The following is a 19343-nucleotide window of genomic DNA, read 5'->3' as shown; positions in this document are numbered from 1 at the left end:
GAGGCGATCCGGATCCCGTCCCTCGGTGTCGACTCGACACTGACCCCACTCGGGATCGCCGCCGACGGCAGCGCGGAGGTTCCCGTGGACTACGCGCAGGCAGGCTGGTTCACCGGCGGCGGGCGCAGCGCCGCGACCGTCGTGCTCGGCCACGTCGACTCGACGTCCGGGCCCGGGGTCTTCTACCGGCTGCGCGAGCTCGCCCCCGGCGACGTCGTCGAGATCGGGCGCGCGGGGACCGTCGAGCGGTACGTCGTCGAGCGGATCGAGCAGGTCCCGAAGGACGCGTTCCCGACGTTCGCGGTGTTCGGCGCGACCGCGGACGACGTCGTCCGGCTCGTGACCTGCGCAGGCGACTTCGACCGCGGTGCACGCAGCTACACCGACAACCTCGTCGTCCACGCGAGCCGCGCGTGAACTGGGGCGGCGTCGGGTCCGTACGTCCACCGAGGGGGGATGTCATGGGAGTGGTGGGCCGACTGATCCGGCGCGGCCCCGACCCGGGCCGTCCGGCCGAGCGGCTGGACACCGAGCCGGGGCTGCGGGCTGCCTACGCCGCGCACGGCGCCGAGCTGTTCCGGTTCGCGCTGCGCCAGCTCGGCGACGAGGGGGCGGCCGAGGAGGTCGTGCAGGAGGTGTTCCTGCGGGCCTGGCGGCGCGCCGACACCTACGACCCGCAGATCGCGAGCCTGCGGTCCTGGCTCTACGCGATCGCCCGCAACGCCGTCGTCGACGAGTCCCGCCGGGTCGCGGCCCGGCCCTGGCGCCGCACGCTCACCGACAGCCCGCAGGAGTCCCGGGCGGCCCCGGTCATCGACGCCGCCGACCAGGCCGTCGTCGACGCCTGGGTGGTCGAGGAGGCCCTGCGGCGCATCCGACCCGAACACCGGGAGGCGATCGTGGCCACCCACCTGCGCGGTCGGGCCTACGCCGAGGTCGCCGCCGAGCTCGGGATCCCGATCGGCACCCTGCGCAGCAGGATCTTCTACGGCATGAAGGCACTGAGACTGGCGATGGACGAGATGGGAGTCGAGCAGTGACCCGGTCCGGGAACGACGGCCACCGCGCGCTGCGCGAACTGCTCGGCGCCCACGCGCTCGGTGGGCTCACCGACGCCGAGGCCACCGCGCTGCGCGCCCACCTCGACGGCTGTCCGGCCTGCCGCGCCGAGCTGAACGAGCTCGAGTCGGTCGCGGTGGCCCTGCGCGCGGTCGACCCGGCCGCGCTGGACGACACCCCCGTGCCCCCACCCGGACTGGCCGACCGCATCGTGGCCCGGACCCGGACCGTCCCACGCCCGGCCACCCGTCGGCCCGCACTGGCGATGGCCGCGGCCGTCCTGGTCGCGGCCCTGGTCGGTGGTGGCGTGGGATTCATCGCGGGCACCGGGCCCGCGGTGCCCCGGGAGACGGTCGCCCTCCGGACCCTCGCGAGCACGGTGCAGGCCTCCGCCACCGTCGTCCCGCACACATGGGGCATCGAGATCACCCTCGACGCGGACGGGTTCGACGCCGGCACCGCCTACCGGGTCGTCGTCGTCGACGACTCCGGGCGCACGGTCGAGGCGGGCGCGTTCATCGGCACCGGCCCCGAACCCATGGTGTGCAACCTGAACACGTCGGTCCTGCGCACCCAGGCGGCGGGCTTCGACGTCCTCGCCCCGGACGGCAGCGTCGTCGTCCACGCCGACCTCTGACGGCGGGCGGTCAGCTCGCCACCAACCTGCGGCACCCCCGCCCCCGAGCTGCGCCTGGTCACCTGCGGCGGCACCTTCGACCGCACGATCGGGCACTACCGCGACAACGTCGTCGTCGAGGCGGTCATGGCCGACGGCGGCTGGACGATCCCCGGTCGCTGAGGCGCTTCTCACCGGCGTCGGCGGCACGCCGCTCAGGCGGGGTCAGTACCCCGCACAGAGTGGGCAGCTGACGCTCGGGCGGTCGCTGACGGTGGACACCGCGCAGTACGGACAGCGCCGGGCGATCGTGAAGTCCGCCGGGCCGCGCCGGGTTCCGACGAGGAACCCGGACAGCACGCGCACCCCGCCGGAGCCGCAGGCGAACGGACAGCAGACGACGACCTCGTCGCCCGAGGTCACCGGGGCGGTCTGCTCGGAACCCGGAGCGGGAAGCGACGGCAGCCGGACCATGAACGGCTCCGCACATCCCGGGCATTCACAGGCCGCCCACTCACCCGGGCGCAGGTCACAGACACTCACCGCGAACGCATAGGCGACCCACTCCGGCGCGGACCGTGGGTCGGCTCCCGTCGTGATCGTCCAGACCCTTCGCTCGAGCCCGTCCAGGATGCCTCCCTCCCTCGCCTGAGATCCCGTCGAGGAGTTCGCATCGTGGCCGGAGCCGGTTCGAGATCTCAGCTTCCCGGAGCGTCCAGCCGGCTCGGTGCCGTGTCGATGGGCGAGGGCGCGTCGGGGTCCCAATCGTCCCATCCTTCGAGCTCGCGCCTGCGGGCAGCGCGCCGGTCGTGCAGCCGGGCCACCTGGATCGCCGCCTCGAACAGCACGGCGAGCGCCCCGGCCAGGGCGGTCATCGAGATCGGGTCCTGGCCCGGGGTCGCGATCGCGGCGAAGACGAACAGCCCCATCAGGAGCCCGCGGCGGCTGCGGCGCAGCGTGGCCGAGGACAGCAGCCCGATCCTGTTGAGCATGACCACCAGCAGGGGCAGCTCGAAGCTGACCCCGAAGATCAGCAGCAGCGCGATGACGAACGAGAAGTACGAGTCGCCCGACAGTGCGGTGGTCTGCACCTCGCTGCCGATGGTGAGCAGGAACGCCAGGCCCTGGGACACCACGAGGTAGGCCAGCACGGCGCCGCCGACGAACAGCACCGCACCCGCGGCGATGAACACCCGCGCGAAGCGTCGCTCGTGGCGGTGCAGACCAGGGGTCACGAACCCCCAGATCTGGGCGAGCCAGATCGGGCAGGCCAGCACGATCCCCGCAGTGCCGCCGACCTTGAGCCGCAACATGAACTGGTCGAACGGTCCCGTGCCGAGCAGCGTGCAGGAACCGTCGGCGGTGAACACCGCCCGCGAGGCCGCGGGCAGCGCGCAGTAGGGCTCCTTGAGCAGCGAGCCCAGGCTCGGCCCGCCGAAGAAGCCGACCTCGAACCATATGTAGCCGACCACCGTCGTCAGCAGGATCGCCACGACGGCCACGCCGAGGCGGTCCCGCAGCTCGTACAGGTGGTCGATCACGCTCATCGTGCCGTCCGCACCCGCCCGGCGGACGGCACGGCCGAGCGGAAGAGCCCGCGACAGGGCCACGAGGAGGTACCTGCTCTCGACTGGTTCGAGACTCGGCGGGCCGAGCCGTCTGAAGGTTTCGGATCAGCAGGGGTTCGGGTCAGCGGTGACGGTCGGCGGGCGGCGCCGTCACCGAGACGACCTCCTCCGCACCGGTCGCCTCCGCTCCGGAATCCTGCTTGAGGCCCTTCATCTCACCCTTGAAGACGCGAGCGGACTGCCCGACCGAGCGGGCCATGTCGGGCAGCTTCTTCGCGCCGAACAGCAGGATCAGCACACCGACCACGATCAGCCAGTGCGTGGGGCTCAAGGCGCCCATCAGCTGTTCGCGTCGCTGCTGTTGACCTCACCGTTGACACCGTGCGGGAAGAACCCGCCCGAGGTCACCTTGGCCGGGTTGAGGTAGGCGATGTTGAGCACCTGGCCGGGGGTCCGGGAGAACGCGATCCCGTTCGCGTCGGTGGGCACGATGTTCGCCTTGCCGGTCACCGTCACGATGCCCTGGTCGAGGTCCGTCTTCCCGTCGAGCGAGTCCCGGGCGTCGGAGATCTTCCCGGCCGGGTCCTCGAGGCCCTTCGACAGGAGCACGGTGCGGACGAGCCCGGCGTGGTAGGCCTCGACCGCGAGGATGCCCGCGGCCGCCTCGAGGAAGGTCTTGTTGGCGACCAGGGGCGAGGCACCCTTGTAGGCGGTGACGCCCACGTCCTCGAAGATGAAGGCGCCCAGCAGGAAGCTGTTCTCGTCGGCGAACGGGTCGAACGTCTGACCGGCCTTGATCACCCCGGCCGCGGTCGCCGCGGCGGTGAACGCGGCATCGAGGTCGATGGCGGGCCGAGCGACCTTCGCGTCCCCCAGCGCGGTGCGCAGGAACCGGACGTGGGCGAGCTCGTCGCCTGCGATCTCCTCGGCGTACTGCTTGCCGAGCTTGGTCTCGAACTTGACCTTGCGGCCGCCCTTGACGCCACCCAGCTTGCCGGTGCCCTCGATCTGGCCCGGGCCGAGACCCTCGCCGGTGACCGCCCGCAGGTAGAACTCCGCCTCCAGGTACTCGAGGTTGAGGGCGAAGTTCAGCACGGCGGCGTCGCTGGGGCCCTGCTCGGCGCCCTCGCTGTGCCGATCGGTGGCGAACGCTGTGCCTGCCCCGACCAGGCCGAGGCCCGCCACGCCCGCGCCGGTCATCCCGGCGGCCCGCAGAAATCGGCGGCGGTCGACCGAGTTCTCGGAACTACGGTTGATCGCGTTCTTCACGAACGTCTGATTGAAACCCTCGAACACGCTGACTCCAGAGTGTGTCGTGACCTGAGTGATGGTGATCCATGCGCTCCCGACCAGTGCCCTCTGGTCCCGACCGCACCGGAGACGACATGCGTCTTCGGCTTGTCGACCCAACGAGACAGCGGTTGGAGAGACATCACCCGATCGAGTGAAAACCGCATTTCTAGATCATCCGAAGGTAATCTCGAAAACACCCCGGAAAAAGGTGAGACGAGCCCTGCTCTACATTCCGCAGAGTGTTCGACAGTGTCGGCTGGGGCGAGATCCTGGTCATCGTCCTCGCCGGTTTGTTCATCCTCGGCCCCGACCGGCTCCCCGGGGCCGCGGCGTGGCTCGGCCGATCGATCCAGCAGGTGAAGGGCTTCGCGTCCGGCACCCAGGACCGGCTCCGGTCCGAGCTCGGTCCTGAGTTCGACGAGCTCCGGCAACCCCTCGCCGACCTGCGTGCCCTGCGCGGCAGAGACCCTCGCCGGATCATGGTCGACGCCCTACTGCGCGACGACGCCGACCCGCCTCGACCGGACCCGCAACCATCGGAGTCCGACACCGCCCCACCAGCGGCCTCCCCCTCGGCCCCCGTCGCCGCTCGCCCACCCTTCGACGCCGACGCCACCTGACCGGCTCGCCGGATGAGTTGCACAGTGCAATGATGTCCCTGTGCAACGAGATTCCGAGGACGAGGTCATCGATGCGGTGATGTCGGCGAGCCGCGCTCTGCTGGCCGTCGTCGCCCGATCCGTGGCGGCGGTCGACGAGGACGTGACACTCCCCCAGTACCGGGCGCTGGTGGTTCTCGCCCAGCACGGGCCGCGCCGTCCGGTGGACCTCGCCGTGGCGCTCGCTGTGACCCCGTCGACGGCGACCCGGATGTGCGACCGGCTCGTCGCTCGCGGGTTGGCGGTGCGCGAGCGCGTCGCCGAGGACCGGCGAGAGGTGCAGGTCCTGCTCAGCGATCGCGGTCGCGACCTGGTCGACGAGGTGACCCGACGGCGGCGGACCGAGCTCGCCGGGCTGCTGGGCGCCCTGTCGGCGGCGCAGCGGAGCTTGGTCGTGCAGGCGCTGCGCACCTTCGCCGCCGCCGCGGGCGAGGTCCCGGAGCCGGACTGGGCGGTGGTCGCGTGAGGACCGTCGTCGGCCGCGCGCACGGCTGGCTCACCCGCAGTCGGTCCGGGTTGGTCGGGCTCGCGCTGATCATCGGGGCGGGCGCCGGGCTCGGTGCGGTCGTGTTCCGGTACCTGATCCTCGGCATCACCGATCTCGTCACCGGTCGGGAGGACTTCAGCGACGCAGGGCGGGTCGCGAGCCTGCACCTGCCCGCGCTCGGCCCCTGGTTCCTGCTGCTCGCCCCGGTGGTGGGCGGGCTGCTGTACGGGCCGCTGGTGTACCGGTTCGCACCCGAGGCCCGCGGCCACGGGGTCCCCGAGGTGATGGTCGCGGTCGCCCGCAACGGCGGACGGATCCCGGCCCGGGTCGCCGCCGTCAAGTCGCTGGCCTCGGCGCTGTGCATCGGCACCGGCGGCTCGGTCGGCCGCGAGGGGCCGATCGTCCAGATCGGGTCGGCACTCGGCTCCTCGATCGGCCAGTGGCTTCGGGTCCCGGACCACCGACTCAAGCTGATGGTGGCCTGCGGCGCGGCCGGCGGGATCTCGGCGACCTTCAACGCACCGATCGCCGGGGTGTTCTTCGCCCTCGAGATCATCCTGCGGGCGTTCTCCGCGGAGGCGTTCGGCGTCGTGGTGATCTCCTCGGTCACCGCGAACGTGATCGCCCGCGCGATCGTCGGCGACGACCACATCATCGCGCTGCCCGCCTACTCGCTGGGGTCCGCCGCCGAGCTCCCGCTCTACGCCCTCCTCGGGCTGCTCGCCGCGGTGGCGGGCTGGGGCTTCTCTCGAGTGCTGTACCTCGTCGAGGACCTCTGCGACCACGTCTGGCGGGGTCCGGAGTGGCTGCGTCCCGCCGTCGGCGGCCTCCTGCTCGGCGGGGTGCTCCTCGCGCTGCCGCAGATGTACGGCGTCGGCTACCCGGTGCTCGAGAAGGGCATCTCCGGCGGGTACGCCATCGGGTTCCTGCTCGTGCTCCTCGTCGGGAAGATGCTGGCCACCAGCCTGACGATCGGCATCGGCGGGTCGGGCGGGGTGTTCGCCCCGTCGTTGTTCGTCGGCGGCATGCTCGGCACGGCGTTCGGCTTCGTCGCCCAGGGGGTCTTCCCGGGCCTCGGCCTGTCGCCGGGGGCGTTCGGCCTGGTCGGGATGGCCGCGGTGTTCGCCGCCGCGAGCCACGCACCGATCGCCGCGGTGCTGATCGTGTTCGAGCTGACCGGCCAGTACTCGATCATCCTGCCGCTCATGGCCGCCGTGGCCCTGGCCACCGGGCTCAGCCATCTGATCTCGTGCGACACCATCTACACCCTCAAGCTCCTACGCCGCGGCATCGACATCGACGACGACTCCCGCGCCGACGGGCTGCTGCGCGCCCTCACCGTCGGCCAGGCCATGAGACCCGTCCCCGACTCGGTCACGGCCGAGACCCACGTGGGGGACATCGCCGCGGGCCGAGGCGGCGTGGCCCCGGTGCGCGGCCCGGACGGCGCGTACCTCGGCACGGTGCTGACCACCGAGATCGACGGCGGCGCGAACGACACACCCCGGACCGCTGCCGACCTGGCCGTCCGGCTCCCGACCGTCCTGGCAGGCGACTCGCTGCACGACGCGCTGCGGGCCCTGGGTCGGCACGAGACCACCGGGCTGCCCGTCCTCGCCGGGCCCGACGGGGAGCTCGTGGGCTGGATCGACCACCGCGACGTCCTCGGCGCCTACGGGCGCGCCGTCGTGTGAGATCACCCGTCTCACCGCGACCTGCGGCGCTGCGACGGCTACTGTCATCCGCGGTGTGCCGGGAAGTCTGGTCGGCGACGTCTGAGTCGACCCCCGAGGAGCCGCCGTGACCACCCCTTCCCGCAACGGACGCCGGACGCTCTTCGAGCGGGGCTCTTGGCCGGAGGCCCGCCGCATCAGCGAGGTCCTCCGCCGGGAGACCACCGGCGGCATCCTGCTCGTCGCCGCCGCCGTGATCGCCCTCGCCTGGGCGAACTCCCCCTGGGCGGAGGCCTACTTCGCGCTCGGGGACGTCCGGGTCGGCCCGGCTGCGCTGCACCTCGACCTGCCGCTGTCCACCTGGGCGGCGGACGGCCTGCTCGCGATCTTCTTCTTCGTGGCCGGGTTGGAGCTGAAACGCGAGTTTGTGGCCGGTGACCTCCGGGACCCCCGCCGCGCGGCGCTGCCGGTGGCGGCGGCGGTCGGCGGGATGGCCGTGCCGGCGCTGATCTTCTTGGCCTTCACCCTGGGCGGCACGGACGGGGCCGCGTCCGGATGGGCCATCCCCACCGCCACCGACATCGCCTTCGCCCTCGCGGTGCTGGCCGTGATCAGCACACACCTCCCGGCCGCGCTGCGGATCTTCCTGCTCACCCTCGCGGTCGTCGATGACCTACTGGCGATCGTCATCATCGCGCTCTTCTACACCCGCTCGCTAAACCTGCTCGCGCTCGGACTCGCGCTGATCCCGCTGGCCCTGTTCGCCGTCCTGGTGCAGCGCCGGGTCCGGTCCTGGTGGCTGCTCATCCCGCTCGCCGTCGTGACCTGGGTCCTCGTGCACGAGTCCGGCGTCCACGCGACGGTCGCGGGTGTGCTGCTCGGGTTCACCGTCCCGGTCGTCCGCCGGGCGGAGGGGCCGGGCCCCGGACTGGCCGAGCACTTCGAGCACCGGATCCGCCCCCTGTCCGCCGGGGTCGCGGTCCCCGTGTTCGCCTTCTTCGCCGCGGGAGTGGCCGTCACCGGCTCGGGCGGTCTCGGGGCCGCGCTGGGCGACACCGTGGCGCTGGGCATCGTCGTCGGGCTCGTCGTCGGCAAGACCGTCGGCGTGTTCGGCGCCACCTGGGCCGTGCAACGCTTCACCCGCGCCCGCCTCGCCGAGGGGCTGAGCTGGTGGGACGTCCTCGGCCTGGCGATGCTCGCCGGGATCGGGTTCACCGTCTCGCTCCTGATCGGGGAGCTCGCCTACGGCGCGGGCTCCGACCGGGACGCCCACGTCAAGATCGGCGTCCTGGTCGGCTCGCTGATCGCCGCCCTCCTCGCCACGATCGTCCTGCGGATCCGCAACGCCCACTACCGACGGCTGTGCGCCGAGGAGGCCGTCGACGCGGACGCCGACGGCATCCCGGACGTCTACCAGCAGTCACCGGAGCCGGAGCGGTCCACGATGGACGACCACCCCTCCCGGCAGGGCGAGTAGGCCATGTCGACCACCATGGCCTACCTCCCCGGATCCGTCCGTCGACGACCTCGGAGCGATCACCGATCAGGACGCGGGTGAGGGTCTCGTGGTGACCGTGCTCCTGGAGCTGGTGTTCGTACTCGTCCTGCTGGGTCTGACGCTCCTGGTGATCCGACGGCGTTGATCCGCGGCGGGCCCGGCCACTCCCCTGCCGTCGACCGGAGTCACGCCGACAGTCCGCATCAGGGCGGCGGCGGGTCCGACCTCGGTCCGAGCCGCAGTCGGCGCGCGACGACCTCGTCAGCCACGTGGGACAACGGCTGGTCCGTCACGAGCGCCTCCACGCGGAGCAGGGCGATGGCCCCCGCTGCGGTCATACCGAGCTGAGCCATGACCATGCCCGCCGCCTGATGCACCTCCGCCGCCTCGAGCAGGCCCTGGTCGATGATTCCGCTGATGATCACGCCGTCGTCCGTCACGCCGGTCACACCTTCTGCTCCGGGGCCGCGCAGGAAGTCCTGCAAACGGATGGCAACCGGGGTCTCGGGCGGCTGAGACGACAGTAGCCCTGTCGCGTCCCCGAGGCGGCCTCGGTCGCCGACGCCATGACCCCACAAGTGAGGCATCAGCCGTCGGCCGCCCAACCCGCCTCAACCTTGCCGATTGTTCACCGATTGGTTAACCTTCTGCCCTGGGAGGTAGCCGGATGCCGGACCCGTTGGACAGAGTCCTGGCCGCTCTGGCCAACCCGCACAGGCGCGCGATCGTCCATTCGCTGGGCCAGCAACCTCACGCGATCCACCAGCTGGCCGCGATGCGCGAGCTGTCTCTGCCCGCGATTCACAAGCACGTGGAGGTCCTCGGGTCGGCAGGCCTCGTCCACCGGCACAAGAGAGGCCGGACCACCTTCCTCACCCTGGAACGGAAGGCCCTCCACCAGCTTCAGGACTGGGTGGGGCAGTTCCACCCCTACTGGGGATCGGACGAGGCCACCTACGAGAACTACGAGCGCTACCTCGGTGTCGCCCCACCCTCGGACACCGTGACCGACGAAGGTCAGGAGACCGGCTCATGACGAAGTTCCTCGTGCTGACCTACGGGTTCACCGCTCCGACCCGGGAGGTCCGGCAGGCGTGGGGCGACTGGTTCGCCTCCGTCGGCGCTCGAATGGTCGACCCGGGCAGCCCCTTCGGTCGCGGCATCGAGGTGACGAGGACCGGACGCACCGACCTCGACCTCGACTCGCCCTCACCGCTCGTCGGCTACTGCCTCATCGACGCCGAGAACCTGGAGGAGGCCGAGGCCATGGTCTCCACCATGCCGATCATCGAGAGCGTCCGCGTCTACGAGGCGCAGTCGATGTGAGGTTCCCCGACGACTGGGGAGGGCCGCCGTCGGCCGGGTCACTGCGGACCGCGCGGGGTGCCGGATTCTGTCGGGGCCGACCCCTCCCAGGCCCGTCGACGGTCGTCGTGGGAACGTTCGCCCGCGGCGGCCGCGAGCCGACGGCGCTGCTCGGGGGTCGCGTGATGCCGCGCCTCGGCCCGCTCCGCCTCAGCCAGCTCCTCGATCGCGGCCCTGTGGTGGAGCCGGTCGTCGCGCTCGGCCACTGTCAGGCCGGGCTCGCCCTCCGGGACGTCGTGGCTGTAGGGGCTCTGGTCGGGCACGTTCCCGGTGAACCGGCCGTACGAGCCCGTCAGCACCAGAATCGTGCCCACGACCACGCTGAACACCACGTTGACGCCCCGGAAGGCGAAGACGTTCATGGCGGAGCCCAGCACGGCGAGACTGGCCAGGCCGGCGACGAGGAACAGCGCCCCGCTCGCCACCGACACGGTCGAGGCGAGCCTGCCCCGACGGAGACCCGACCAGGCGAGCATCGCCCCGGCGAGCACGGACACCCAGGCCAGCAGCCCGTTCGAGGACAGACCCAGCACCATCGCCCCCTGCCGGTCCACCATCGGCAGTCCGCGCGCGCCCCGACCACCCCGAACACCACCAGGAACACTCCGGTCAGCAGGGCCCCCACCCGATGGACGACGTGGACCGGATGTCCCCGTCCCGACCTCGCGACGCCGTCCCCGTCCGGGTGTCTCGTGTCCACGTCGACCCACCTCCGTCGCGGGCCGATCATCGACCCGATGAGTCGATGGTGGGACCTCGCGGGCGGTCCGGACGTGGTCGTTCCCGGTCGGTAAGGACTTCGTCACCGCCGCGTAAGGTCTGCTAGGACCGGTACTCGGGATTGAGGAAGTCGAAGCGGGCTCCTGCGTCCCAGTCCCGACGCGAGTTGCCGTGCACGGGGAACCCGCCCGCGTCGCGGAGCAGCCGAGCCAGATGCAGCAGGTTCCACGTCATGAAGGTGGTGTTGCGCTGGGTGAACTCGTTGTCGATCCCGGCACGCGACCCGTCCTCGAGCTCGTCACCGTAGCTCGGGCCGGGCCCCGCCTCACCGATCCACCCGGCGTCGGACTGCGGCGCGACGCTGTACCCGATGTGCTGCAGGCTGTAGAGCACATTGGAGGCGCAGTGCTTGATCCCGTCCTCGTTCCCGGTGATCAGACAGCCGCCCACCTTGCCGTAGTACAGCCACTGGCCGCGGTCGTTAAGCTCCCCGGAGTGGGCGTAGAGCCGCTCGATGATCTTCTTCGTCTCGCTGCTGTTGTCGCCCAACCAGATCGGCCCCGCGATCACCAGGATGTCCGCGGCCAGCACACGAGGGAACAGCTCCGGCCAGGCGTCGACCTCCCAGCCGTGCTCCCGCATGTCCGGATACACCCCCGTCGCGATGGGATGGTCGACCGCGCGGAACTGATCGACCCGCACCCCCTGCGCCGCCATGATCGACGCGCTCGCGTCGACCAGCAGCTGCGTGTGGCTGGCGCCCGGCGACCGGGTCAGCGTCGTGTTGACGAAGAGGGCCGAGAGGTCGCTGAAGTCCGGGATCGTGTCACTCATCGACGGACCGTAGCGCTCGCATGTCCTCTCGACCGCCGCAGAGACGATGCTCGGGGTGAACCGGCCGGCCCCTGAAGGCGAACAACGACCAGGTACGGCACGGACGGTGTACCCGTCGTCGACTCGAGACCCGGAGTGATCATGTTCAGTCACCAGGACCGCCGGGCGCTCCAGCGGATCGAGCGGCAGCTGGTCTCGGAGGATCCCCAGTTCGCCGTTCAGTTCCGGCGGCGGCGACCGGAGGACCTCTGGGTCATGTTCGGCGGGATCGGACTCGTCGCCTTGGGCCTGATCATGGTCCTCGTCGGCGTGGCGACGTTCAGCGCAGCCCTGATCCTGATCTTCGCCGCGGTCGCCCTCGTCGGCTGGGCCCTGATCAGCCACCAGGGACCCACGCTTCGTCGCTCACGGCCCCGGGCACGCCGTTGACGGGGTCTTAGACGCCGGCTGCCGCGACGAGCTCGACGCGGCTCTCCACTGGCACCTGTGATCTACCGACCGAGCTCCATCCCGTCGCTCCGCTCTGTGGTATCGGCCGAGTAGGTATTCGTTCTGCGGACCCACGACCAGGCTGAGTCGAGTTCCTCGGCTTCGCGGGCATCATCCAACAGCTCGCGGACATGGATGGTGTCGAGTGCACGCTGGGCTACGCGGACCGCCTCGGTGGTGGCGTCTGAGAGCGGCTCCGTCCGGCCAGAGTCTCGACGGGTGCTCGGCGCTTGCAGGTCGTCGGTCCTCGTCCTGCCGTCATCGTCGAGCCAGTCTTCGGCTCGCACCAGGTCTCGTGGGTGCTCAACATCGATGCCGCGCGAGGCGAGTTCCGCTCGCGCCCTGGTAGCCCGGTCGCGAGTCACGAGGGTGTGGAGATACCAGGCGGCTCGCGCGTCGTCGATCTTCTCGAGTTCGGCGATCCGCTCTGTGAGCGAGTTCGCCTCCCGCTGGGCTGCGTCGGCAGCCGTCCGCAGGGAGCTGCCGTTGTCAGACCGTACGGATCGCGCCTCCCAGAGCCGGGCGTCGACACGGTGGGCCTCCGCTTGCCTGCGGGCGTCCGCGAGTTCATCGGCGACGTAGGCGGGCGCCCAGGCCTCCTCTCGTTCCATCGCCGCGACCCGCACCCGAAGTTGCCCATCGCTGCACTCCGCCTCCTCGGTTCCACGGGTGGGTAGGTCGAGGACCTGGTGCGCCGCGCGCCACATCGCCGTGCGTTCCGCGAGACCGAACGGGGGCGGGGGACCGAGCGGATCCACTGGGTCGTCGTGACCTGCGGTTTCGCGATATGCAGCCGCCCAACCGGCTCGTTCCTCCCACGCACGACGGTCGTCGGCATCCTCCGGGACCGCACCCAACGCCTCGACCGCCCACTGCGGTGCTCGGTGGGCCGTCTCCATTCCGAGGGCATGGCGGCGGTCGTCGGCAGCGTCGGCAAGCCGGCCGAGGGTCTGCTGCCACGCGTCGGGGAGACCGTCGGGCACCAGGTCATTCGCGCTCCGGATCCGTGGCCGTAGGTCCGCATCGAGCACCGTGCGGAGGCGATGGGACAGCACCTGGGCAGGCGAACGCGCCGAGTCGAGGGACTGCAGACCCACCGCCCGGCCGAGGAGGTCTGCAGGATCATGACCAGCCAGCTCTGCCGAGCGCAGCAGTCGTTCCACATCGCCGAGCGCGGGATCGGCAGCCAGGGCGACTCGCTGGTCGCCGTCCAGCGCCGCGGCCTCGACCAGGCGGTCCAGCTGGGCTGACAGCCGGCCGGCGGTCGCCATCGCGACGCCGTCGGCGATCCGGTCGACGCACCGCTGCATGGACTGAGACTGCGCCTGCGACTCCTCGAACTCGGCGAGCGCCGCCTGGTCCCGACGGTCTCGGTCGAGACATCCGGACAGGACGGCTGCAGCTGCCCGGCGTTGGACGGTCGTGGTCTGGCCGGGCGGTGAGTCGTCCGGCGTGCTCCGGGTGACCATGTAGGCGGAGTTCCGATCACGACCTCGCGTCAGGGCGACGTAGATCGCCGCCGGATCCGTCCCGTGTTCGACGACGGCGTGTGCGGTGTCCACGGTGCGGCCCTGCGCCGCGTGCACCGTGGTGGCGTAGGCCAGCGTGAGATCACGCGACACATAAGCGGCAGGGAGGGTGAGAGTCGTGCCGTCGCGCTCCGTGACGACGACTCCCCCGTCGTCCAGCACGTCGGCGATCCGGTAGGTCTGCCGGTTGATCGGTGCACGGGCGTTGCCGAAGAGCCCCTGCAGCTCCCAGCCGTTCCGGCGCGCCTGAACGAGGTCACCGACTCCGGCGACCGTGCCCTGACGTCCGAGCTCGACGCCGCGCGCTTCGACCAGACCCAGATCGACGAGCTGTGAACGGAGCTCAGCCGATACATGTGCGGCCGATTCGTTCGAGCCGACGACGAGCAGGGACTCTCGCCCGTCGAGAGTGTCGGCCAGCCATCCTCGGGCCGCGGCGGCCTCCGTCTGCTCGCGAGCGCCACAGTCGAGGAGCCGTCCGCGCTTCTCGTAATCCGCTACGGCGGTCTCGTCTCCCTCGCGCAGGCGGAGCGAGGCCTCGCGTTCCCACGTCTCGGAGAAGCGCCGCACCTCGGCGAGGCGGTAGGTGATCCCGCGATCAGCCAGGTCGGCCAAGGCCCCTCCGGGGCCGACCGCCGCGAGCTGGCGGGGGTCGCCGAGGAGCAGGACCTTCCCATCCGCTGCGCTGACCCGCCGGCGAATCGCAGCGAGGTCGGCCGTCGACGCCATCCCGGCCTCGTCGACCACGACGAGAGCCCCGGGGACCAGGTCGGCTTCCGATCGGAGCCAGCGGGCAATGTTGGTCGAGTCGAGCCCCTCGTCCGCGAGAACGTCGGCGGCGACCTGCGACGGGGCCAGTCCGATGACGGTATGGCCCGCAGCGGCCCACGCCTCGGCGATAGCGCCGACAGTGAAGCTCTTGCCGGTACCCGCAGGCGCCGCGAGGATCTCCAAGCGGGCGCCGGAGGAGAGCACGCCTCGGACCGCCGCCGCTTGATCCACCCCGAGGCGGTGACCGGACGCGGCGAAGCGGGCCACCGCCGCCGACGCGGCCTCTTCTGTGAGGGCGGTGGCGCCTCGGTCGATCGCGGCCGCTCGCAACTCTCGTTCGGCCACGATGTGATCGGCCGTCGTGTACCGCTCGCCACCTGGGCGGAGGTAGGCGGATCGCCCGTCATCGAGTCGCAGCTCGGCGGGCAGATTCTCGGCCGTCTCGGTCACTGAGAGGTGAACAGCCTGATCGAGAGCCTGGGCGGTCAGCCTGTCGAGCAGTTCTCGCAACCGTTCCGGCGCGACGTCCAGGTCGCCGGGCAGCGAGTCCGACACGGCGCGCATCAGGTCCGAGCGCGACCACGACTGGCGCCTGCCCGTCGCCGTCGCGAGCGCACGCTCGACGACGTCTTGCGGCGACCAGAAATCTGCTCCAGGACTCTCCTGGCCCCGGTCGAGAACGTCACGGGCGATCTGTGCGAGTCCACCCCGCACGGCCATCCTCGACTCCCGCTCCCATCTGTCCAGCCGTGCACCGAGGTCCTCGCCGTTGCGGCGCTTCGCCGAGCGGGTCGCCAGCGTGGCCTGCTGGGCGAGTCGGCTTCGTTCCAGCGGGGAGGGTTCACGTCCGAAGCGCTCGGTGAATGCGGCGATCAACCGTGACGCCTCCGCGGTGACCGCCCGACGCCGGTGGGAGAACAGCGCGAGGACGTCCTGGCTGATGCCGACGATCTCCCTGCCCTTCCCGTCAGGTCGTGGCGCGAAGGCGACGCCGAGAGCACGGCTCAGGTGCGCTTCCATCACGCGTTCACCGAGCGCTCCCGCCGCTCCACGATGGTCATGGACGGCCCGCCCGTCGATCGCCCGCCACGTCCCATCGGCGCACGGAGCCCGGTTGAGGATCGCCTGGTGCACATGGAGTTGGGGATCCCGGTCGCGGGAGTCGTGTTGGAGGAACTGGGCGACGACCCACCCATGGGCGTCCGCCCAGCGCCCGGCGCCTCCCCCGTGATGACCGACGCGGGCGTACCCGGCGACCTCGGCCAGGTAGTCGACGCTCGCCCGGGCACCGGCCATCACCGCCTCCTCCACCGCCCGTCGGTGGGTGCCCCATGCCTCGGCCGCCCGCGCGTCACCCGCGGCGCGGGCGTCGGTCTCCGCCCGCTCGAAGGCGACGCCCAGCACGGACACGGACTTGGGCGCGCTGAACGTGGCGTCGTAGAACGCGACGGCCTGGCGGGCCGATCGCTGCGCCCTGGTGCGCAGCTCGGCCCGCTCCTCCGGGCCCGCGTGAGGGTTCGCAGCCAGGAGATCGCGGAAGGTCTCCTCGGCCGACCGGTAGCGCTTGTGCGCAGAGGCGAGCGGCGCCGCCTCACCCCACGTCGAGCGGGACGCCGTCGCCGGGTCACGAGGGTCGAGCAGATGTGTGTAGACCGCCTCCATCATCTCGGCACTGACCTCGCCGTGGAGTCCGAGCTGCTCGGCCCCAGCGCCGTACCAGAGTCCCGGCGGCTCGCCGGTCGCCACGGCGCCCGTGTAGTAGCCCTCCCGTCCGCCGGCCACGGCGCCGGTGAGGTAGGACGTGTCGTGGCCGGGCTGGAGACTCAGCACGGCCGCTCACCGGCTGTTCGGCCGCGGCGCGACCGCCCCTGGGAATCGTGATGCATCGGTGTGCTCGGGTTCTTGATCTCAGGTTGTTGATCAGTGGCGGAGCTCGTGCACTCGTTCATGGACGCTCGCTCTGATGTGCGTGGCCGTTGGTGCTCTGGCCTCGATGGGCTTTGACGAGCTGCTTGGCGGCGTGTTCGGTGACTCCGAGTCGGCGTTGGAGCTCGACTCGTCCGTGCCCGGCAGCGACGAGAGCGGCGGCGCGCTCGCCGACCGATTCGCTCCGGGGTTCGGGCGGGGTCGTTGCGACGTCCTGGGCCTCGGGCTCGGGCCCCGGCTCCGCGAGGGCGACCGAGACGGCGTCGGTCAGCCCGTTGCGGGCCTGGGTGATGGCCTCCGCCGTGACGAAGACCAGCAGCGGCGGCACGGAGTGCAGCGCGATGAGCCGCCAGTCGAGCGCCAGCCACGCCTCCCAGCAGTTCATCGCGTAGGTGGCGGCCAGGCAGAAGCGGCGGGCTCGAGAGACCCACGCTCCCATCACCACGCGGTAGCGGGAGGTGACCTGTTCGGCGCGGATGAGCGCCAACAGGACCAGCGACACCATGGGGTCGAGGAGCCACGCGGCACACCAGGCGAGCGACCACGGCTCCGCGTCGCCTGCCGCGAACTGTTGGACGTTGGCCATCGTGAACAGCAGGCCCAGGGCGATCCCCGCCCAGGCCATCCGCTCGACCTGTGTTCGCACCCGTTCGATGCCGAGCGCGACGACGTCCAGGTGGGTCTGGTAGGCGCGGAGGCGAGCTGCTTCGGCGGCGGCCTCGACGAGCCGATCGGCGCCGCTCACGACTCGCTCACAGTCGCTCGGGGGCAGACGTGGGTCGCGTGGGCGGCGGCTCGCACCGCGGTGTCGGTGAGACGGCTCGGTGCCGGTTCACAGTTGCGGCACGCAGTCATACAGAGGATGCCGGCGCGCGCCTCGACGGTGATCACATCGAGCCCTGCGGCGGATCCGCAGATCTCGCAGCGGGCGGCGCGCGGGCAGAAGACGGTGAGGGTGAGATCGTGCTGCACGGTGCAGCACGAGGTGAGGCCAGTCGGGCGGGGGTGGTCCACGGAGGGCTCCGGCAGCCGGAGGTCCGGCACGCCGCAGCGCCCGGACCTGTCGCATCACAGTGGACTGTGCCGAGCAAGATCGCGGCACAGATCCGGCACAGATTGCGACCGAAGGGTTCGCAATCCCATGAGACGCATTGAAAGCTGAATCCCCAGGTCAGAGGTATGATCGACCGAATCGACCCACGCCACGTCTTCCCAGATGAGCTTTCACCAACTACCGCTGACCCGGCGGCCTGCGCGGCACCGGCCTCAGCGGGCGAGCGGGACGAAGCGGACGAGCTTGCCCGACGTCTTCCGGGGTAGTGACGCGACCTCGGTGACGGTGATCCGGGGGGCCGTGACCCCGACGCGGGTGAGCTCGGCGGCGATGTCGGCGGCCAGCGTCGCGGGGTCGAGGCCCTGCGCCTCGGTGATGGTGCGGACGGTCACGGCCGCCCCGTCGGGGGTCTGCCGGACCTGGTACTCGACGATCTCCCGGCGGCGGGCCAGCGGGCCGCGGAAGACGTTCGGGTGCACCCGCGTGCCCGCGTAGTCGAAGACGTCGTCGAGGCGCCCGAAGGGGTCGGCGATCCGCCGGTGCGTGCTGCCGCAGGGACACCCGGTCTCGTCGGCGAGGAGCTCGATCTGGTCGGTCACCTCGTAGCGGATCAGCGGCAGCGCGTGGTTGAAGAGGTTCGTCAGGTAGACCTTCGCGCTGCGGGTCCCCGGCGGCACCGGGCGGCCCTGCTCGTCGACGAGCTCGACGATCAGGAGGTCGTCGGCCAGGTGCATGCCGAGGGCCGCGCAGGCCTGCCCGGAGCCGCCGCCCTCGGTGAGTGCCCAGTTGTTGCCGACGGGCACCCCGAACGCCTCCTCCACGGCGGCGCGGATCTCGGGGAGCATCGGTTCGGCGGTCCCGTCGAGCCGTGTGGGGGCGATCCGCAGCCGCCCGGCGCGGGCCTCCGCGGCCAGCATGTGCAGTGCCGACGGGTAGCCGACGATCGTGGTCGGCCGGTACTCGTTCAACCCGGCGACGATCTCGGCGAGCGGGGTGGCCACCGGGAAGCGGCGGATCTCGACCCGCCCCGTCGAGAAGGTCTGGGGCAGCGTCCGCGTCATGTGCGTGGGCGCCGAGCTCGCGACCATCGCGACCCGCTGCGTGTCGGCGTCGGGGCGCAGGGCCCGGATGGTGTGCCGCTGCACCGTCCAGTAGCACGTCGCCCAGGCGTCCCAGTCGAAGACGACGACGCCGCGGCGGCCGGTCGACCCGCCCGTCGCGGCCGCGTGGTACCTGCCGAACAGGTAGGCGTCGCCGTCGAGGGAGGCGAGGTGGTCCTCGACGGTGCGGAGGTCCAGTCGGTCGTCGGTGACGATGTCGTCGAAGTGCGCCATCAGGTCGTCCTTGGTCATCACCGGGAGGGTGGTGAGGTCGGACTCGTCGATGCGGTCGAGGTCGATGCCCGCGAGGCGGGCGCGATGCCACGGTGAGGCCTCCCGCGCGACGCCGAGCAGCCTGCGCAGCTCGGTGGTGCGGTGTCGGGCGAGGTCGGCGGCCGGCCACGTCAGCCTGTCCAGCATCGGCGGCAGCAGCTCCCCGGCCCGCGCGAGGTGGCGCAGCCGGAGGGCCTCGTACTCGGTGTCGGTGTCCGTCGTCATGGCGCTGACGCTACGAACGCCGGGCGGACGTGTCTGGCGTACCGGTACGTGGTCCGGTACGTGACCGGAGGCCCAGCTCGCCGGCCCGGGCGACGAGCTCCACCTTCGACCGCACCCCGAGCCGGGCGTAGGCGCGGGCCAGATGGCCCTCGACGGTGCGCTCCCCGATGAACAGCTCGGCGCCGATCTCCCGCGCCGACCACC

At 71.4% G+C, this 19343-nt stretch carries 21 protein-coding genes; 10 read left to right on the top strand and 11 right to left on the bottom strand.

Annotation, left to right across the window (positions count from 1 at the left end):
- The 3 genes from H5J29_RS03130 to H5J29_RS03120 form a co-directional block, all read left to right on the top strand.
- Positions 1–417, top strand: a 417-nt coding sequence (locus tag H5J29_RS03130; protein ID WP_181779371.1) for a sortase domain-containing protein, incomplete at its 5' end; no start/stop codon positions are given.
- A gap of 53 nt (positions 418–470) precedes the next feature.
- Positions 471–1040, top strand: a complete 570-nt coding sequence (locus H5J29_RS03125) for a sigma-70 family RNA polymerase sigma factor (protein WP_312858034.1) — start codon at positions 471–473, stop codon at positions 1038–1040.
- Positions 1037–1696, top strand: coding sequence for an anti-sigma factor family protein (locus tag H5J29_RS03120; protein ID WP_181779369.1), 660 nt, complete (start codon positions 1037–1039; stop codon positions 1694–1696). Before H5J29_RS03125 ends, H5J29_RS03120 begins: the two co-directional genes overlap by 4 nt.
- Before the next feature lie 204 nt (positions 1697–1900).
- Here the strand turns inward: H5J29_RS03120 and H5J29_RS03115 are convergent, their stop codons facing one another.
- From H5J29_RS03115 to H5J29_RS03100, 4 genes are all read right to left on the bottom strand, one after another.
- Positions 1901–2149: a hypothetical protein gene (locus H5J29_RS03115; protein ID WP_181779368.1), complete on the bottom strand. Its 249-nt coding sequence runs from the start codon at positions 2147–2149 to the stop codon at positions 1901–1903.
- Positions 2150–2373: 224 nt separating this feature from the next.
- The gene (gene tatC, locus H5J29_RS03110; protein ID WP_181779367.1) at positions 2374–3222 is read right to left on the bottom strand and encodes a twin-arginine translocase subunit TatC; all 849 of its coding nucleotides are present in this window, start codon (positions 3220–3222) and stop codon (positions 2374–2376) included.
- 142 nt (positions 3223–3364) lie between these two features.
- Positions 3365–3583 (bottom strand): Sec-independent protein translocase subunit TatA, encoded by a 219-nt coding sequence (gene tatA / locus H5J29_RS03105; RefSeq protein ID WP_181779366.1) that lies wholly within the window; start codon positions 3581–3583, stop codon positions 3365–3367.
- Positions 3583–4539 carry a ferritin-like domain-containing protein gene (locus H5J29_RS03100; RefSeq protein WP_312858033.1) on the bottom strand — a complete coding sequence of 319 codons (957 nt, stop codon included), beginning with the start codon at positions 4537–4539 and terminating at the stop codon, positions 3583–3585. Before H5J29_RS03100 ends, tatA begins: the two co-directional genes overlap by 1 nt.
- Before the next feature lie 236 nt (positions 4540–4775).
- On the opposite strand from H5J29_RS03100, the gene tatB reads away from it, so the two are divergent.
- The 4 genes from tatB to nhaA all read left to right on the top strand — a co-directional run bounded on the left by tatB (position 4776) and on the right by nhaA (position 8832).
- Entirely contained in the window at positions 4776–5156 is a 381-nt protein-coding gene (gene tatB, locus H5J29_RS03095) for a Sec-independent protein translocase protein TatB (protein ID WP_181779365.1), read from the top strand.
- Positions 5157–5196: 40 nt separating this feature from the next.
- Entirely contained in the window at positions 5197–5661 is a 465-nt protein-coding gene (locus H5J29_RS03090) for a MarR family winged helix-turn-helix transcriptional regulator (protein ID WP_312858032.1), read from the top strand.
- Positions 5658–7376 (top strand): chloride channel protein, encoded by a 1719-nt coding sequence (locus H5J29_RS03085; protein ID WP_312858031.1) that lies wholly within the window; start codon positions 5658–5660, stop codon positions 7374–7376. The genes H5J29_RS03090 and H5J29_RS03085 overlap by 4 nt, the downstream gene beginning before the upstream one ends.
- 106 nt (positions 7377–7482) lie before the next feature.
- Positions 7483–8832, top strand: a complete 1350-nt coding sequence (gene nhaA, locus H5J29_RS03080) for a Na+/H+ antiporter NhaA (protein ID WP_181779364.1) — start codon at positions 7483–7485, stop codon at positions 8830–8832.
- Between the two features lie 224 nt (positions 8833–9056).
- On the opposite strand, the gene H5J29_RS36090 is transcribed toward nhaA, so the two are convergent.
- On the bottom strand, positions 9057–9293 hold the full coding sequence (locus H5J29_RS36090; protein ID WP_181779363.1) for an ANTAR domain-containing protein: 237 nt from the start codon (positions 9291–9293) through the stop codon (positions 9057–9059).
- A 227-nt stretch (positions 9294–9520) separates the two neighbouring features.
- Between H5J29_RS36090 and H5J29_RS03070 the strand changes: the two genes are divergently transcribed.
- Together H5J29_RS03070 and H5J29_RS03065 are read left to right on the top strand one after the other, a co-directional pair.
- Positions 9521–9889 carry an ArsR/SmtB family transcription factor gene (locus H5J29_RS03070; protein WP_181779362.1) on the top strand — a complete coding sequence of 123 codons (369 nt, stop codon included), beginning with the start codon at positions 9521–9523 and terminating at the stop codon, positions 9887–9889.
- Positions 9886–10179, top strand: a complete 294-nt coding sequence (locus H5J29_RS03065; RefSeq protein WP_181779361.1) for a YciI family protein — start codon at positions 9886–9888, stop codon at positions 10177–10179. Before H5J29_RS03070 ends, H5J29_RS03065 begins: the two co-directional genes overlap by 4 nt.
- A 38-nt stretch (positions 10180–10217) precedes the next feature.
- On the opposite strand, the gene H5J29_RS03060 is transcribed toward H5J29_RS03065, so the two are convergent.
- Both H5J29_RS03060 and H5J29_RS03055 read right to left on the bottom strand, forming a co-directional pair.
- Positions 10218–10775 carry a DUF4383 domain-containing protein gene (locus tag H5J29_RS03060; RefSeq protein ID WP_181779360.1) on the bottom strand — a complete coding sequence of 186 codons (558 nt, stop codon included), beginning with the start codon at positions 10773–10775 and terminating at the stop codon, positions 10218–10220.
- A gap of 265 nt (positions 10776–11040) precedes the next feature.
- Complete coding sequence (locus H5J29_RS03055; RefSeq protein ID WP_181779359.1) at positions 11041–11772, bottom strand: flavodoxin family protein; 732 nt, start codon at positions 11770–11772, stop codon at positions 11041–11043.
- Between the two features lie 141 nt (positions 11773–11913).
- Between H5J29_RS03055 and H5J29_RS03050 the strand changes: the two genes are divergently transcribed.
- Positions 11914–12201, top strand: coding sequence for a DUF3040 domain-containing protein (locus H5J29_RS03050; RefSeq protein WP_181779358.1), 288 nt, complete (start codon positions 11914–11916; stop codon positions 12199–12201).
- A gap of 62 nt (positions 12202–12263) precedes the next feature.
- Here H5J29_RS03050 and mobF read toward each other — a convergent pair whose 3' ends face one another.
- The 4 genes from mobF to H5J29_RS03030 all read right to left on the bottom strand — a co-directional run.
- Positions 12264–16391: a MobF family relaxase gene (gene mobF, locus H5J29_RS03045; RefSeq protein ID WP_181779357.1), complete on the bottom strand. Its 4128-nt coding sequence runs from the start codon at positions 16389–16391 to the stop codon at positions 12264–12266.
- Between the two features lie 115 nt (positions 16392–16506).
- Positions 16507–17232 carry a hypothetical protein gene (locus H5J29_RS03040; RefSeq protein WP_181779356.1) on the bottom strand — a complete coding sequence of 242 codons (726 nt, stop codon included), beginning with the start codon at positions 17230–17232 and terminating at the stop codon, positions 16507–16509.
- Positions 17233–17753: 521 nt separating this feature from the next.
- Complete coding sequence (locus H5J29_RS03035; protein ID WP_181779355.1) at positions 17754–19139, bottom strand: phenylacetate--CoA ligase family protein; 1386 nt, start codon at positions 19137–19139, stop codon at positions 17754–17756.
- A 10-nt stretch (positions 19140–19149) separates the two neighbouring features.
- Positions 19150–19343 (bottom strand): response regulator transcription factor (locus tag H5J29_RS03030; protein WP_181779354.1); only part of this gene is annotated, 194 nt, incomplete at its 5' end.

It is taken from the genome of Pseudonocardia pini, assembly GCF_013870575.1.
Classification (GTDB): domain Bacteria; phylum Actinomycetota; class Actinomycetes; order Mycobacteriales; family Pseudonocardiaceae; genus Pseudonocardia; species Pseudonocardia pini.
Note: the sequence above shows the minus strand (reverse complement) of the source record. Positions and strands in the feature narration are given on the sequence as shown.